At 50.6% G+C, this 16,247-nt stretch carries 13 protein-coding genes; 8 read left to right on the forward strand and 5 right to left on the reverse strand.

What is annotated here, in order from left to right:
• Positions 1-356: 356 nt before the first annotated feature.
• A complete protein-coding gene (locus VMC84_RS09580) occupies positions 357-1,505 on the forward strand; it encodes a tetratricopeptide repeat protein (protein WP_325380019.1) in 1,149 nt (382 codons plus the stop codon).
• 643 nt (positions 1,506-2,148) lie between these two features.
• Here the strand turns inward: VMC84_RS09580 and VMC84_RS09585 are convergent.
• Entirely contained in the window at positions 2,149-2,997 is an 849-nt protein-coding gene (locus tag VMC84_RS09585) for a DUF6293 family protein (RefSeq protein WP_325380021.1), read from the reverse strand.
• A gap of 444 nt (positions 2,998-3,441) precedes the next feature.
• On the opposite strand from VMC84_RS09585, the gene VMC84_RS09590 reads away from it, so the two are divergent.
• A complete protein-coding gene (locus tag VMC84_RS09590; RefSeq protein WP_325380023.1) occupies positions 3,442-3,855 on the forward strand; it encodes a GxxExxY protein in 414 nt (137 codons plus the stop codon).
• 361 nt (positions 3,856-4,216) lie between these two features.
• Here the strand turns inward: VMC84_RS09590 and VMC84_RS09595 are convergent, their stop codons facing one another.
• Positions 4,217-5,752, reverse strand: coding sequence for an MBL fold metallo-hydrolase RNA specificity domain-containing protein (locus VMC84_RS09595; RefSeq protein WP_325380025.1), 1,536 nt, complete (start codon positions 5,750-5,752; stop codon positions 4,217-4,219).
• A gap of 329 nt (positions 5,753-6,081) precedes the next feature.
• Here VMC84_RS09595 and VMC84_RS09600 point away from each other — a divergent pair, with 329 nt between their 5' ends.
• Positions 6,082-6,228: a hypothetical protein gene (locus VMC84_RS09600; RefSeq protein ID WP_325380027.1), complete on the forward strand. Its 147-nt coding sequence runs from the start codon at positions 6,082-6,084 to the stop codon at positions 6,226-6,228.
• 33 nt (positions 6,229-6,261) lie between these two features.
• Here the strand turns inward: VMC84_RS09600 and VMC84_RS09605 are convergent, their stop codons facing one another.
• The 3 genes from VMC84_RS09605 to thrC all read right to left on the reverse strand — a co-directional run bounded on the left by VMC84_RS09605 (position 6,262) and on the right by thrC (position 9,656).
• Positions 6,262-7,050 (reverse strand): hypothetical protein, encoded by a 789-nt coding sequence (locus VMC84_RS09605; protein WP_325380029.1) that lies wholly within the window; start codon positions 7,048-7,050, stop codon positions 6,262-6,264.
• A gap of 123 nt (positions 7,051-7,173) precedes the next feature.
• Complete coding sequence (locus VMC84_RS09610; RefSeq protein ID WP_325380031.1) at positions 7,174-8,337, reverse strand: hypothetical protein; 1,164 nt, start codon at positions 8,335-8,337, stop codon at positions 7,174-7,176.
• 89 nt (positions 8,338-8,426) lie between these two features.
• Entirely contained in the window at positions 8,427-9,656 is a 1,230-nt protein-coding gene (gene thrC, locus VMC84_RS09615; protein WP_325380032.1) for a threonine synthase, read from the reverse strand.
• 260 nt (positions 9,657-9,916) lie between these two features.
• Between thrC and VMC84_RS09620 the strand changes: the two genes are divergently transcribed.
• The 5 genes from VMC84_RS09620 to VMC84_RS09640 all read left to right on the forward strand — a co-directional run bounded on the left by VMC84_RS09620 (position 9,917) and on the right by VMC84_RS09640 (position 15,616).
• A complete protein-coding gene (locus VMC84_RS09620; RefSeq protein ID WP_325380034.1) occupies positions 9,917-11,584 on the forward strand; it encodes an ABC transporter substrate-binding protein in 1,668 nt (555 codons plus the stop codon).
• A gap of 83 nt (positions 11,585-11,667) precedes the next feature.
• Positions 11,668-12,681 carry an ABC transporter permease gene (locus VMC84_RS09625; RefSeq protein WP_325380036.1) on the forward strand — a complete coding sequence of 338 codons (1,014 nt, stop codon included), beginning with the start codon at positions 11,668-11,670 and terminating at the stop codon, positions 12,679-12,681.
• Positions 12,682-12,686: 5 nt separating this feature from the next.
• A complete protein-coding gene (locus VMC84_RS09630) occupies positions 12,687-13,634 on the forward strand; it encodes an ABC transporter permease (protein WP_325380038.1) in 948 nt (315 codons plus the stop codon).
• A gap of 11 nt (positions 13,635-13,645) precedes the next feature.
• On the forward strand, positions 13,646-14,635 hold the full coding sequence (locus VMC84_RS09635; protein WP_325380040.1) for an ABC transporter ATP-binding protein: 990 nt from the start codon (positions 13,646-13,648) through the stop codon (positions 14,633-14,635).
• Positions 14,636-15,616: an ABC transporter ATP-binding protein gene (locus VMC84_RS09640; protein ID WP_325380042.1), complete on the forward strand. Its 981-nt coding sequence runs from the start codon at positions 14,636-14,638 to the stop codon at positions 15,614-15,616.
• The last annotated feature ends 631 nt before the right edge of the window (positions 15,617-16,247 follow it).

Genomic DNA, 16,247 nt, shown 5'->3' on the forward strand with positions numbered 1-16,247 from the left:
GCGGCATCGACTTATAATTAATATGGGTAAGATAAAGACGTGGTTTTCTCCGTGCCTCTTTTATCCCTGTGCCTCAAACCCCAAACCACCGGGCTCTGTGCGTCTCTGTGCTCTCCGTGCCTTTGTGGTTATATCACGATGCTATCTGATCTTTTATGGATATATAGAATTAAAGATCGACCGGGTTATCCTCACATAATCTTCGGCTTATCCGCCCTCGAAGCCCTGACATTTACCTTTTATTAAGGCTATGGCTATCTCATGTGAGTTTAGTCCTTTAGTATTATAACCGCCCCTTTTAAAATTCGATTAACGTTAACTTATATAAGGAATACAATATACTAACTGACGCACATATGTTCGAAGACTTCAACGCGGCCCCCACAATAGACGACCTCAAGAAACAGATCAAGGCAGACCCGGCAAACATCGACCTGCGCCTCTTACTCGCCAGCATCTACCGCAGCCAGGAGCTGCACGAAGAAGCCGTAAAAGAATACCGGGAGATCCTCAAGCTCGACGGTAAAAATTATGACGCCTGGTATAACCTGGGCATGGAGTATTTCCAGCTACACGAGGACGACAAAGCAATGGCAACATTAAAAAAGGCAGCAGACTCCGCGCCAGACCGCCAGGACCCCTGGTTCCTCATGGCCATGGTCAACTATAAGAAAAAACACTACAAAGAAGCCATCGAAGCCTTCAAAAAGACCATTGAGATAGCGCCCGACAACGCTTTCGCCCACTACGGTCTCGCGGCCGCATACGTTGAGACCGGCAAATACGCCGAAGCCATAGAAGAGTTCAGGCGCAACCTGCGTTTCGTCCCGCACGACAAAGGCTCATTATTCCGGCTCAAATACGTCCCGAAGCTCCGCCTGTCTCCCGACGAAGAGCTCAAGGCCGCCAGAAGGGCCGCAGAAAAAGCTCCCGATAATCCGGAAGCACACCACTGGCTTGCCATCGTCCTCATATTAATGAACATCACCGAAGGCGTCGTCGACGAGCTTAGAAAAGCCATAAGCCTCGACCCTAAAAACGCCGAATATCACTACGACCTCGCCTACCTCCTCGACCTGAACGACGACCCGGGCGCCATCGAGGAGCTCCGGGAAGTGTTGCGTATCCGGCCAAAATACCTGGACGCCATGTACTTTCTGGGCGTATATTATAGCAACCACGGCATGATAGAAGACGCCATACGCATGTTCAAAAAGGCCATGAAGACCGATCCCGATAACGCGTTACCTCATTATTATATTGGGGCCACGTATGCCGAAGAGGGCATGCTCAAGGAAGCGAGGAAAGAGCTAAAAAGGGCGCTCAAGCTCGACCCCGATAATTTTGAAGCGCGCAGGATGCTGGCTCAGATATACGTAGAAGACGAGCTATACGATGAAGCCATCGAGGAATATGAGAAATTAGTGGAAATGGAGCCGGGCATAAAGGCAGCCAGAGATAGCCTTGAAAAACTAAGGGAAATGAAAAAGAGCAAACATAATTAGATATTTTTGCTGTGCCTTTTAAGTCTCAGAGTGTACGGAGGGCACTATTTTTCACCACAAAGGCACGAAGAGCACGGAGGCTCACAAAGTCTTTTTTATAATTAAGAGACAAAGGGCACAAAGCCGCTTTTTGAACTTATAAGATACAGGATATGAAGGCACGATGGCAAAATGTGCTCTTGCTCATTCCACTGTGCCCTTGTATCCTTCGTATCCTGATCGCCAATGAACCGGCTTTGTGTTCTTTGTAACTTAATTTAAAAAGAAAACTCCGTGGGCCTTTGTGCCATCGTGCCTTTGTGGTGAAAATAGTGCCCTCCGTCTCTTAAAAAGCTTAAAATAAGGGAGTAATTCAACACAGTAGATATTTTATGGAAAAACTTATTCAGAAAATATGTAACAAAATTATATGCTATGAGATAACTTTATATAATACAACCTACTTAATACTTTATGTACGAGCCGCTTGCCAGGTAATCTCCCGGCGGCCCGTACGGGGGGCTATATATAGCCCGGCACAGGCTTCGGCGCTCTCATTTAAATGCCATAATATCCGCCGAAACCCTGCCGGACGGGCTTCGCCATCTCTGGCAACGGCGGATGGCGAAGCTTTAATGTCCCTGGAAGTTGAATAAAAAAAGAACTAAGCTGAACCTTTCGTGTCAGCGAACAGCTCTCCGACCTTCGTAAGCCTGATATTCAATTCTTTCTTATCCCTCTCCGTCCTCACCAGGCCCATCCTCTGCAGGTTATCCAGGTAATACTTCACGTTCGACCTGGGAGTCACTTTCCCGAGCTTATCGTCCAGCCGCTCTTTCAGCTCTTTTATCGAGCTTACGCTGCCCTGGCCCGCCAGATCCTGGTCCTTAGTCGAAGGCACATTAGCGTCCCGGATGACTCTCAGCATATCATACTCGATATCCGTAATCTCCGCAATAGGGAAAGGCGGGAACTCATGGATACGAGCCTCCCCTGCGGCCATGCCATGCGCCTCTATCTCCTTCGCAAGCTCCCTCAGATTATTGACGATATTCTTCTCATCCGCCTTCTTATCGAGAAGCTGCATGATAGCATGGACCACCTCGCCATCGTAATATTTCTCGGGCTCCACGTAAAAAAGCTCAACTTCACCGTGCTCCTTATTCATGAACGCCGCCATTATCAGGGCGACCAGCAGGATCTTCGGCGACGAAGAAATGTTAATGTAGACCGGATTACCCGCCAGGGCTTCCTTATTAATAAGAGAATAGACCGTCTGGAACGTTTTATTAAAATCGTAAATATCGACTTCGATTTCTTCCCATTCGATAGGGACCTTCTTTATCGAGCGCCTGAACCTGTCGATGATCTCTTTCTGCTTGCCGAAATCCTTGCCCAGGTTCTCGTTGATCAATAAATATGCTTTCGATACGGTAAAATCCTTTAATAAAGGCTTTACAACACGGTCGTACTCCAGACCGGCGGGTATGATATGGACGCCTGGCTTAGACATATTCAAATTGAAATAAATGCTTAGCCAATACATATATTTAACTTCTGAAAATGCTACATGACAAAAAACCTTATTATAACTTAGCGACTCAGGTAAAGCCTTTGGCTTTTGTCTTTTAACTCATTACAACCCTCGGTTTCTAGTCTTTGCGACTTACGTACGGCCCTTCGGTTTTTTAACACGAAGACACAAAACTCTTTTTAGATTTACGAACACTAAAACAATAAGACACTGTAAACACAATTAAACCATGAAAACGTGAAATCACAATTAAATGAATTAAGCCACCAAGTGCACGGTTATTAAGACACTAATGAACGACTTAAAACACGAAGTGCCACAAAATTAAGACAAATAGAGTACGACTGTTTTAGCTTTCAATTCGAAAATTTAATATGATATTAATTATTTACACAATATTGCAATTAATATTGAGTGATGTAAATGAATAACACGCCTAATAAGAAGTATGAAACCATACCTCCTCATGTGGAGGATACCGCTCGATATGCCGTTGATTCTGCCTTTAACGTCCATATGAAGCTTGGGCAAGGACTACTTGAAAGGAATTATGAAAAGTTCATGGAGATCGAGCTCAAGAAAAGGGGATGCACGGTGAAAAGACAGGTTAAACTGCCCATCAAGTACGACGGTATCGTATATGATGATGAGTACTACATCCTGGACATGCTCGTAGATGACTGTTTAATACTCGAATTAAAAGTCGTTGAAAATATTATACCATTACACCGATATCAACTTCTTACATATCTCAAACATAGCGGATTGAGACTAGGATTGCTAATCAATTTCAATACGGCTAACATAGGAGAAGGCATATCCCGAATAATAAATTAACAATAACTTATTTGATAACGCTATGCTAGATTAGCGTTAACTTTTTGTCTTAGTTTTGTGGCACTTCGTGTTTTAAGTCGTTCGTTAGTGTCTTATTAACCGTGTTCTTGGTGGCTTAATTCATTTAATAGGGTCTTCATGGTTTCATGGCTTGATTGTGTTTACAGTGTTTTCGCGGTTTAGTGTTCGTAAATCTAAAAAGAGTTTAGTGTCTTCGTGTTTAAAAACCGAAGGGCCGTACGTAAGTCACAAAATAAAAAACGAAGGGCTGTACGTGAGTCGCAAATTAAAAACCGAAGGGCTGTACGTAAGTCACAAAGACGAAACATCCAGCGAAAGGCGCTAACACTCACTAAAACAATTATAAATTAAACCTCTCGCCATTCGTCATTTGCCGGGTCTGCTCCCATTTCTCTATAAACCAGTCATGGTTTTCCGTATGTACCGGGATCAAAACATCCGGGTCTACAGCATCGATAACACGGGCGAGCTCCTCCCGTGAAGCATGTCCGGACGCGTGATACTCCTTATCGAACTCCAGACCATTCTCCCCATACGAGAAACCATAGGGTTTAATGTCAAAGTGGTCCAGCCAGTTTTTCAGCTTGCCAAAGTCGATCTCCTGCTCCTCGGAGAACGCCTCACAAGCAGAATAGATATATGCGCCTCCCTCGGGCTCGATATCCAGCAACTGCTTCATATCGAAAAACGAAAAGCAGAGGATATAATTCCCGGGATTATTTTTAATATCCAGATGGCTGACATAGGTAATCGGGCATTGCCTGGCCAGCGTGTCCGTCTCATACTTACTCTTCGTCTTATCCTTGATCTCGTCATAGACCAAAACGTCGTTCATCCGGCATGCGCCGTCGGCGCATTCGATGGCGTAGAGCCCGTAAGCGTCCTTCGCGGTGATCACGAGCTGGCGCCCCGTCTCCTGCGCAATTCTTCTAAATATTTCCAGGCGCTCGAAGTTCCTGGCCCCAAAATCAGCGATGATCAAGCCTTTCACATCTTCGGCGGTAGCACGGCAGGTATCGTGCACCGTTGACTCGGTAACCTCCACGTCGCCCTCACGGCCGGTCCGGGTACCTTCAATGATAAGAACGTCCGAGCTCCTGGCTTCCTTAATGAAATCGGGCATCTCCTTAGCGTTATCGCCGATGCGGAAATCGCCCGTATAGGCAATGGAAGCGCCCTCGCCCTTCAGCGTATAAGCCAGCGCGCCATAGATAGAATGGTTAACGTTAAAAGTCTTCACCTCAAACGGCAGCTCCAGGCCGTCAATGCCGGACAGGCCGCAGCCGTCGAAGCTCTTCGCCCGGCCGCTATCCCCTCCGGGCCGCCGGGATAAAAACTCGCCCAGCTCGGCAGGGCAGCCGTCCGGGCAACAAAAGTCCCGTCCCCTATAAGGCACTTTACTGTCAGCGCTAAGATACAGCCCCGTATTATCCCGCTTACGCACCGACATGTAGGCAACTTCCTGAGCGACATCCGCCTGGCCGATATCACGCATCGCCTTCATGATAGCCACGCTCGTAGCAGAAGCGACGACTGGAATGGCCGGGTCCAGCAGGCCGATATTGCCGTTATGGTCTACGTGCGCATGGCTCAAAAGGACAGCTTCAACGTTAATCTTAGGAAAACCGGATACAAGTCCGTCCATATCGGCGGGAACAAGGTCTTGGCGGTATATATTAATCGGCGGTATCATGCCCAGGCTGACGAGGTCGTGGATGCCACGGCCGCTTCTTTCGCTGAGAAAATCGTCAAAGTAGGCGTTACGCCGGGCGAAGTTCATCCCGAAGTCGAGGAAAACGCCCCGCCCATTCTCTTCAACATAGATCTTATTGCCGCCTATGGTCTCGGCGCCGTCATAGATCGTTATCGCTGCCATACCAACCCATCTTTATAAAATAGGGGATGGTCGTACTTAAATCAATTGCTAAATTGAATATCGAATGGTCATAAATTTCACGCTTAACATGCGAAGGAAAACCATATAAGTAATTACAAGGTATAAATATTCCGCCTTAATTTGTTCATCCTAAAAAAAGCCGGCATAGTTGCCCGAGTGATTAGAGTGAAAAGTTTATATAACATCGTTGCATTGAACGATTAACCTTCGATGTTTGATCATTAAGCCTTTGATCATCGAACAATTATGAAAAACGGGGGTATAGCAAGGACTACGAGCTCTACTCTTAAGGCAATCCAGGTGATAACATGAAATACAACAACACCAGCGCGTCAGACAAGAAAAAAGGCGTTATCGAGACTTCCGTCTACTGCCTGAACACCAAGCGAAAGTACATCTACGAGCTTAAAGATGGCAATATCATCAGCGAGCGCGTCGTCCAGTGCACCGAATAACGGTGTCCCTTCTTTTTTATTATTTACAGGACCTTATTCCGTATAGGCAATGACCTGGTCTGCCGTTTCGAAGCCCCGAGTCTCGTCCCACTTGAAGAGCAGCTCCACGTGCGGCTTATGTTTTGGATCTGCAAAGTCGAGGCCTGTGAACTCCTTTATCATCTTTCTGGCGATCGCGCACGTTTTATTGTTACATGCAGTATATGCTTCTATCAGGTCATCCAGCGGGTTCGACGCGATGATATGCCGCACCATAAAATCGCCGTCCTTCGTGCGCTGCAGGCATGTCAGGCTACGGATAATATCGTGATGCCGCATCATATCCTCGATTTCTGGCATCCGGGTATTTTCCGCCTCTTTTAGTATCCTCAGGAGCTCCTCCGTCTTGCCAGGCAGGATAGGCACTGCGAAACACCAGGGCATCTTGAGCATATCCTTTTCTTCCAGGTACTGGCGGGTATCCTTCCAGTCCATCAGCATCTGGACATCGGGCAGGCTTTCCTCCCGGGCCATGTCGATGCCGGTGAAGTCCTTGAACTGGTCCGTCAGATACCTGGAGTACTCCACGTCCGTGGAGAAAATTTCCTTGAGAGTCTCGCCCAGGCTATGGGCTGATTGCAGGAATAAGACGAGGTAATCCCCCTTTTCGGGCATGGCCTGCAGAAATGCCAGCATCCGCTTAACGCCCGTGCCCCGGAGCTGGTCCCCGGTATCTTCGCGGTACTTTTCGCTCACGTCGTCCCAGAAATCCCGCACGTTGCCGATCTTATGCGGCAGTATGGGCAGTATAAAGCATGAGTTTACGGTTTTTTCTGCCTGCACACAATTTCCCCCAGTAAAGCATTTACCATCGGCAATAGATGATCAAATGCATGTATGTCGCAGTCGTTTATCTTCCGCGACAAGAAAATAAACGGGGGGCATCATCATAAATCCTCGCGACGGTTAAGGTCGATTTTTAAATAACAGGAAAAAGCCGACGATCCATACTAGAGCCAGTATGGCTATAAATCCGACGCCCAGAACAACCCATATCGTATTATTAACCGTATTGACCGCTTCGGGAGCCTTAAACAGGTAGGCCTGACTCGCGTCGTACTTATAAAGGAGCAGAGGCTGCGGCGTACGGTTCGCATCGGCCTTACCGCTTGCTACGATGATCCAGGCCGACGAATTGGCCGCTATGGGCCGGCCCCAGCTCTTATTATTCTCGGTCAGGTTATTATCCACGAATTGAGCGAGCCGGATGCCATCGTTGTTATATATGAATATGCCGTTCGCGCTCGCCGTGATGTTGCCCCCGGGCATGATAGCCAGTGATGCCGCGCTGCCACTATACGTTCCGTTAAAATCGAGCGGGATATCCTTTTCCTTTGTAAGCGTGGGGTCATAGACATGGACGGCATTCCGGTCCGAATCCGTGATATATAGGCTGTAGTTCCCGTCACGGACCATGTCCTTCATGTTCCAGGACGTCGTGATCTTCCGGTAGAGGCGGCCGTCCGGGTATATCAGGATTATCTCGTGCCTGGACGGCGTATCTCCGCTGGTGATGGCCACGTATCCGTCCCTGGTCAGAGTTATGCCGTGAGGATAATAGAATTTCGTGTCACCGCCGCTCTTATCGATCCAGGCCATGAAGGACTGGACCGGGAACTGGTTCACGTAGACGCCGTTTGAATCCATGACGACCACGTCCCAGCCGCACAGAATATAGATCAGGCCGTTATCGCCGACCTCAAAGGATTCGGCCAGGTTATCGTAATAGTACCCTCCCGGAGCGCTATCTCCGCCCTGATCGCCCATGTTCTTTTTCAAAACGTAGAATGACCGGACCATCGCCAGGTCCCGGTCATATACCGTGATCTGGCTCCGGAAATGCACGTTATCGGAGTAGATATGCTGCAAAATATATACGTTATCGTCAGCGTCCACCCGGATGTTTACCGGCGTGTCGATCTGCCCCTGGCCGGTACCATAGGAGCCTGCGGCGATGAGCGGCTTCACGACAGTCATGTTATTATCCGCCCGTGCCACCCGGGGGGCTGATAATAATGCGATGACGGCGATGAGGCCGATGGTCAGAAATAACGTGCGGCTGCTTACCATTTATTTGGCCTATAAGGATGATATAGCGCCTTATATGTATAATTTGTCCTGTGGCTTATAATAAAAAAAGATCTGATTAAAATCCGGAATTATTTTGTCCGGATTTTTACCTTGTTGAGTCCCAGGACTTTTTCGATCGCCGCTTCACTCGCTTCGACCTCGATGGGCTTATCACAGTTCTTGATGACGGTCTCGGGGTCCTTAAGCAGGTGGCCCGTAACGACACACACGACGCGCTCATCGTCCTCGATGACGCCCATGTTCCTCAATTTTATCAGGCCCGCCACGGAAGCGGCCGACGCCGGCTCGACGCCGATGCCCTCTTTTACGGCGAGCATCTTCTGGGCGTTAAGGATCTCTTCGTCCGTCACCGTCTCGGCGGTGCCGCCGGATTTTCGGATCGCGTTGAGCGCCTTGACCGCGTTCACCGGGTCGCCGATGCGGATTGCCGTGGCAACGGTCTCAGGGTGCTCTTCGGCCGTGATCTCCTTCGCGCCCGACTTTATCGCCTTTACTATCGGGGCGCTGCCTTCAGCCTGTATGCCGGTCATCTTCGGTATGCGGTCGATGATGCCGAGATTCTTCATCTCGTTTAATCCCTTGAAGATCGCGGTGATATTTCCGGCGTTGCCCACCGGCAATATGATCCGGTCGGGCACTTCCCAGCCGAAGAAATCGACGATCTCGAAGCCGATGGTCTTCTGGCCTTCCAGCCGGAAAGGATTAATGGAATTGAGTAAGTATATGCCGTTCTCGACGCACAGCTCTCGGACTAATCTCAGCGCGTCGTCGAAGTTACCCTTGATGCTGATGACCTTGGCTCCGTGCATCAGCGCCTGGGCGACCTTGCCCAGGGCGACCTTGCCCTGCGGCAGCAGCACGATGACGGGGATGCCGGCGCGGGCGCCATAGACGGCGAGCGACGCGGACGTGTTGCCCGTCGAGGCGCAGGCCACGCTCTTCATGCCCAGCTCCAGGGCCTTAGTGACGCCCACGGTCATGCCGCGGTCCTTGAACGACCCCGAGGGGTTCATGCCCTCGTGCTTTGCATAGGCTTCCTTGAGGCCGATCTCGGCGCCGATCTTTTTCATGTGGTAGACGGGGGTGCCGCCTTCCTTGAGAGTGACCGGCTCACGGCTAATGGGAAGCAATGCCTTATATTTCCAGACCGACAGCGGGCCCTTCAAGTCTTCCCGGGCCAGATGGATCTTCGAATAATCGTACACGACGTCCAGCAGGCCGTCGCACTTTTTACACGTGTAGATGACCTCGTCGGCGGGATATTTCGCGCCGCACTTGATGCATTCCAGATGATACATCCTGCCAATCCTCGTATTACGCCGTATAGAATATCCCGATGATTTTTAAAACTTTGCTTTTATCCGAATGCTCAATAAAAAACATTCTAGTATAAACATGAGCGTTTGAGTTTCTTTTCGATTTTTTATTTAAAGCTCATATATATTGTCTTTCCCCCCGATAACAATAAATAAGAAGAATTTGATATCTTGGTTAAGCTGTTGGTTACCGAAATATCGTGAACCCAACAATTCTAATATTATACGTATGAGGTGAAAATATGGATAAGAGATTAGGGATCCTATTCGTTATCGCTTTAGTCGTGGTAGCGACCGTAGCATTCGTTTCTGGATGTACGAGCCCGACGACTTCACCGACGGCGAGTGCGACCCCGGCTAAGAACTATACTATAGTTAATATGGAGGCCGGAGAGCCGGAATCTTTGGACCCGGCTTTCGCATATGATTCGGCCAGCTATGAAATTGTACAGAACTGTGCCGAAACGCTGATCTATTTCAATGGTACGGACACGGTCCACCCCGTTGGTATACTGGCCACGTCCTGGGATGTTTCCCCGGATGGTTTGACCTACACGTTCCATCTCCGTGACGGCGTCTACTTCCAGGATGGCACCAAGTTCAATGCCTCCGCTGTCAAGTATACGTTTGACCGGGGCGTCATCATGAACCAGGGCCCGTATGCTTCGGACATTTCACCGTATATCCTGGGCGGCCCTGAGTACATGGCCTCTAACTTCACGGACGCCGATGTCAAGGCCTACCTGGCCAAGAATGCGGTTGAAGTCGTGAACGAGACCACGGTCAGGATGCACCTTGAGTCGCCGTACTCGGCCTGGCTCTATGCGATGTCCTTCGCCGGCTGCTCGATCATCAGCCCGACGGCTGACCAGCTGAATGGCGGCTACTCGCCAAACAACCAGAGCACCTGGGCCAACGAGCATCTCGTCGGCACCGGCCCGTTCGTCTTCAAGGAGTGGCAGCACAAGGACCACATCACCATGGTCCGGAATGACAATTATTGGGGAACGCCTGCCAAGCCATCTCAGGTCATCATCCGCTACGTCTCGGAATGGGCTGACCGTAAGCTTGCGCTGGACAAAGGCGACGCGGACTACATCCTCGGCGACAACGCGATGCACATCGGCGAGCTGAGGAACGACACGGCTGCGGCGATCGACGTGTATTCGCCGACGATGACGATTAACTTCATCGGCATGAACGAGCGCATACCGCCCTTCGACAACGTTACCGTGAGAGAGGCCTTCGTCGAATCCTTCGACTATAACACCTTCAGCAACAAGGTGCTGAATGGCTTCGCGACCACGCCCAATGGCTGTATCCCGTCGGGTATGCTGGGCTACAACGCCTCGGCTCCAACGCCCACGTACAACCCGACCCATGCCAAGCAGCTGTTACAGCAGATGGGCTATAGCAAGGACAAGCCGACGAACTTCACCATCTACTACAACACCGGCAGCGCAGCCCGTGAGACCGCCTGCTTGCTGTTGAAACAGTCACTCGAGAGCTATGACCTGGGCATCACCGTCAACGTCCAGGAGATCGACTGGCCGACGTACCTGAAGATGGAGAGGGCGCACACGATGCCGATCTTCCAGCTAGGCTGGATCGCCGACTTCCCGTCCTCGGACAACTTCGTCAACCCGTTCGCATTCAGCCAGGGCTACTATACGGCGCACATCGCCTACAACAACCCGAAGGTCGATGCGCTCTATAAGCAGTCACTGAACACGACGGATCCGGCGCAGCTGGACAATATCTATAACCAGATCAACACACAGCTCATGAACGACAATGCGTACATCTGGCTCGATATCCCGCAGAATGTGTTCGTCCATGGGCCAACCGTGAAGGGCTACGTATACTGCCCGCTGGACAGTGCCTTGATATACAAGGATATGACTAAATAGTATAAAAGTAAACTAAGTGGCTGTACATTTACAGCCACTTAAATATTTTTTAGTGGTTAACGTAAAAATGGTGTGGTGCAGGCATGAAATTACGAGACTATATCATTCGCAGACTTCTATTGCTCATCCCCGTATTGATCGGTGTTACATTCATCACATTCACACTATCGCATTTATCCGGCGACCCCGCTGCCGCCTGGATTACTGATAAAACACCCAAGTCCTTGTATCCCGTTATTTATGAGAAGCACCATCTCAATGACCCGATACCCATTCAATATCTATATTATCTCGATGATCTATCCCATTTTGACCTGGGCCTCTCCGCCTCAGAAGGCGGACGCCCGGTGGCCAATAGCCTGGCGGATTATTTCCCCGCGACGCTGGAGCTGACGATCTGTAGCATGATCTTGACGCTCCTGGTAGGGATATCGATCGGCGTCATCTCGGCCATAAAAAAAGATAAGGTGATCGACCATATCGTCCGTATCTTTAGCCTCTGTGGCGTTTCCGTTCCCATCTTCTGGTTCGCCCTGATACTCCAGTACGTATTCTATCTCCAGCTTGGCTGGCTACCGTTGGGCGGACGGCTTCCCATATTTATGTCTCCGCCGCCGCGGGTCACCGGGCTTTACCTGCTCGATAGCTCCCTCGCCGGCCAGTGGGATGTATTCACTCAGGCTCTGATCCATCTTATACTGCCGTCCTTCTGTCTCGGCTATTCGTCCCTGGCTATCTTCGCCCGTCTGACACGATCGAGCATGCTCGACGTGATGTCGCAAGATTTCATCCGGACGGCGCGCGCCAAGGGTCTCTCCGAGGCCACAGTCATCGTAAAGCATGGGCTCCGGAATGCCCTGATCCCCGCAGTGACAATGGCGGGGCTGGCATTTGGCGGCCTTTTGTCGGGGGCCGTGCTGACGGAAACAATTTTCATGTGGCCCGGGATTGGACGCTATTCGGTCCACGCCATATCATCTAATGATTTCCCCTCCATCATGGGATTTACGCTGATCGTCGTGTTCGCTTACGTCTTGATGAACCTCGTCGTGGATATCCTGTACGCTTATCTTGACCCGCGGGTCAAATTCGGGTGATCACGATGGCGGTCGATACAAAAGCAATCCTGGAAAAGCCGGTAGAAAAACCGAGCGAGCCGCCAAAGAAGAAGGGCTTCATAGATGAGTGGAAGGAAAAGCACGAGTCCCGGATCAAGGAGTTCCGGTATTCCTTCCACATGTTCTCGAGGAGCCCGCTGGCAATCGTCGGGCTGCTGACCGTTCTGGTATTCTTATTAATCATGATATTTGCCCCATACATCGCCCCATATGGGCCGATGGACTGGGATTGGAACCATATGAAGGAAGCGCCGAGCCTGCAGCACTTGTTTGGCACAGATGACCGGGGCGCTGATGTATTTAGCCGGGTCATCTGGGGCTCGCGGCTTTCTATGCCCGTGGGCTTCGCCGTCGTCATTTCCGCTGTCATCGTGGGAACGATTATCGGCATCATCTCAGGATATTATGGCGGCGCGGTCGATGAGCTAATGATGCGGATCACGGATATTTTCCTCTCCTTCCCATACCTGGTTCTGGCGATGGTCGTCTGTGCGGCGCTGGGCAGGAGCCTGGAAAATGTCATGTTTGCGATGACCATCACATGGTGGCCGTCCTATGCCCGTCTGGTACGGGGCCAGGTACTCTCCATCCGGGAGAATAAATATGTGGAAGCGGCCCGGGCGCTCGGCGCGAGCAATACGCGCATCATGTTTCGGCACATCCTGCCTAACTCGATCTCGCCCATCATCGTACAGGCGACAATGGATGTGGGCGGTGCTATCCTTACGGCGGCAGGCTTGAGCTTCATTGGCTTTGGCGCAAAGCCCGGCCAGGCGGAGTGGGGACGCATGGTGTCCGATGGTTCGAACTATTTCTTCGGCCAGTGGTGGATAGCCACGTTCCCCGGCCTCGTCATCCTGCTCATCACGCTGGGCTTCAACCTGTTCGGCGACGGCCTGCGAGATATTCTTGACCCGAAGTTGCGGCGCTGAGGTAGATAAAAATGTCTGATATTATTCTAAGTATTCGTGGCCTGAAGACGAACTTCTACACCTATACAGGCGTGGTTAAAGCGCTCGACGGAGTAAACCTGGATATTATCAAGGGCGAGACCATCGGCCTCGTCGGCGAAACTGGTTGCGGTAAGTCGGTCACGGCGCTCTCCATCCTGCGCCTGATCAAGTGGCCTCCGGGACGAATCGACGAGGGCAGCATCCTGTTTGATAATAAGGACCTGCTGAAGATCAATGAGAAAGAGATGCGAAACATTCGCGGCAATAAAATATCGATGATATTCCAGGAGCCCATGACCTCGTTTAACCCCGTGTACACCATCGGGGACCAGATCAGCGAAGTTCTCATTCTGCACCAGCACCTGAAAAAAGCCGACGCGAATAAAAAAGCGGTCGAGATGCTCAAATTCACCCAGGTGCCTGATCCCGAGCGAGTGGCAAAGAGCCATCCCTATGAACTCTCGGGCGGCATGCTCCAGCGGGCGATGATCGCCATGGCATTGTCGTGTCAGCCCCAGATCCTCATTGCGGACGAGCCGACTACGGCTCTGGACGTGACCATCCAGGCGCAGATACTGGAACTGATCCGCGATCTGAAGAATAAGATCAACGCCACTGTCCTCATCATCACGCATGACCTGGGCGTTGTGGCCGACATCTGTGACCGTGTAGGCGTCATGTATGCCGGCAACGTGATTGAGCTGGCCGACGTGCGATCGATTTTTTATAAGCCGCTCCACCCGTATACCGTAGGCCTGATCAGTTCCATACCCAAGATCACGCAAAACACGGACCGGCGGCTAGATACGATCCCCGGTTCCGTGCCTAACCTGATCACTCCTCCGCCGGGGTGTCGGTTCCATCCGCGCTGCAGTAAGGCGATGGATATATGCAAGGTCGAAAAGCCCGCTTGCCTCGAGATTGAGCCGGGCCATTTCGTCATGTGCCATCTATACGATGGAAAAGGTAAGGTGAGCTGAATGGCGACGAGCGATAAGCTTATCGAAGTTAAGGGCCTGAAGACCTATTTCCCTATCGTCGGCGGTATTTTTTCGCGTACCGTGCAGCAGGTAAAAGCGGTCGATAACGTGGACCTTTATATAAAAAAGGGCGAGACCCTGGGCCTTGTCGGCGAAAGCGGCTGTGGCAAGACCACCGTGGGCCGGACCATCCTGAGGCTGGTCGAGCCGACGGATGGCGAGATATACTTTAACAATGAGAATATCCTGAAATACAATAATAAGGACATGCGGAAGCTGCGCCACGATATGCAGATCGTGTTCCAGGACCCCACGTCGGCACTGAACCCCCGCATGCTGACAAAGGATATCATCGCGGAGCCGCTCATCATCAACGGCATGAAAAAAGGCCCCGAGCTGGATAAGCGTGTGAATGAGCTTTTGACGACCGTGGGCTTAAATCCCATGCATGCCTATCGGTATCCCCACGAGTTCAGCGGCGGCCAGCGGCAGCGCATCTGCATCGCCCGGGCCCTCGCGCTCAACCCCCAGTTCATCGTGCTCGATGAGCCCACGTCGTCGCTTGACGTGTCCGTGCAGTCGCAGATCCTGAACGAGCTCAAAGATCTCCAGAGGGAGCTGGGCCTGACCTACCTGTTTATTTCACATAACCTGATCGTGGTCAAGTACCTGAGCGACCGTGTGGCGGTCATGTACCTGGGCAAGATCGTGGAGTCGGCGAAGACCGACGAGCTTTTCGATAAGCCCCTGCACCCGTATACGGAGGCGCTGCTCTCGGCCATTCCAGTCCCTGACCCGGACCACAAGTGTTGCCGCATCATCCTGGAGGGCGACGTCCCGACGCCGATCAACCCGCCCAGCGGCTGCCGGTTCCATACCCGGTGCAGCAAGCGGATGGACATCTGTGATAAGGTCGAGCCGGAGCTGAAGGATATCGGCGGAGAGCACTTCGTCGCATGCCATCTCATGGACAAACAGTAAAAAGTCACTTATCTTTTTTCTTTATTTATTAATGCTGTGTTGAATTACTCCTGTATTTTAAACTTTTTAATGGCACAGAGGACACTATTTTTCACCGCAAAGGCCAGTAGTTCCGTGTTTGTTTAGTGGTCCTTTGCCATTTTTTCGATTTTCGTACTGCCCGTCGGTTTTTCCACACGAAAACACGAATTCTTTTATATCCCACGTAAGGGCACTAAAATCACTAAGTTCCATGCCTGGCGCTTAAAACACGAAACAACCTCTCCAATGGCACTAAAACACTAAAGGATTGAAACACGAGAACGGCATGAAATTAATGCTTTTTCTAGTGTTTCAATTTAATTTAGTGAGGTTCGTGCCTTTGGGAGGTTGTTTAGTGTTTTGACGTGAAAGCATCCACATTAGTGTGGTTCGTGCCCCTTACGTGGGACTAAAAAGTCTTTCGTGTTTTAGTGTTGAAAAACCGGACAAATCAGCGAACCACACAAACAAAGGACGAACGATTACATAACAAACACGGAACTACTGGCCTTTGTGGTGAAAAATAGTGACTCCGTACACTCTGAGACTTAAAAGGGCATATTCGACACAGCAAAAGTAATAAGAAAGTTACTTCAGCTGTACTGGCTGC

The organism is Methanocella sp., from assembly GCF_035506375.1.
Taxonomy (GTDB): Archaea; Halobacteriota; Methanocellia; order Methanocellales; family Methanocellaceae; genus Methanocella.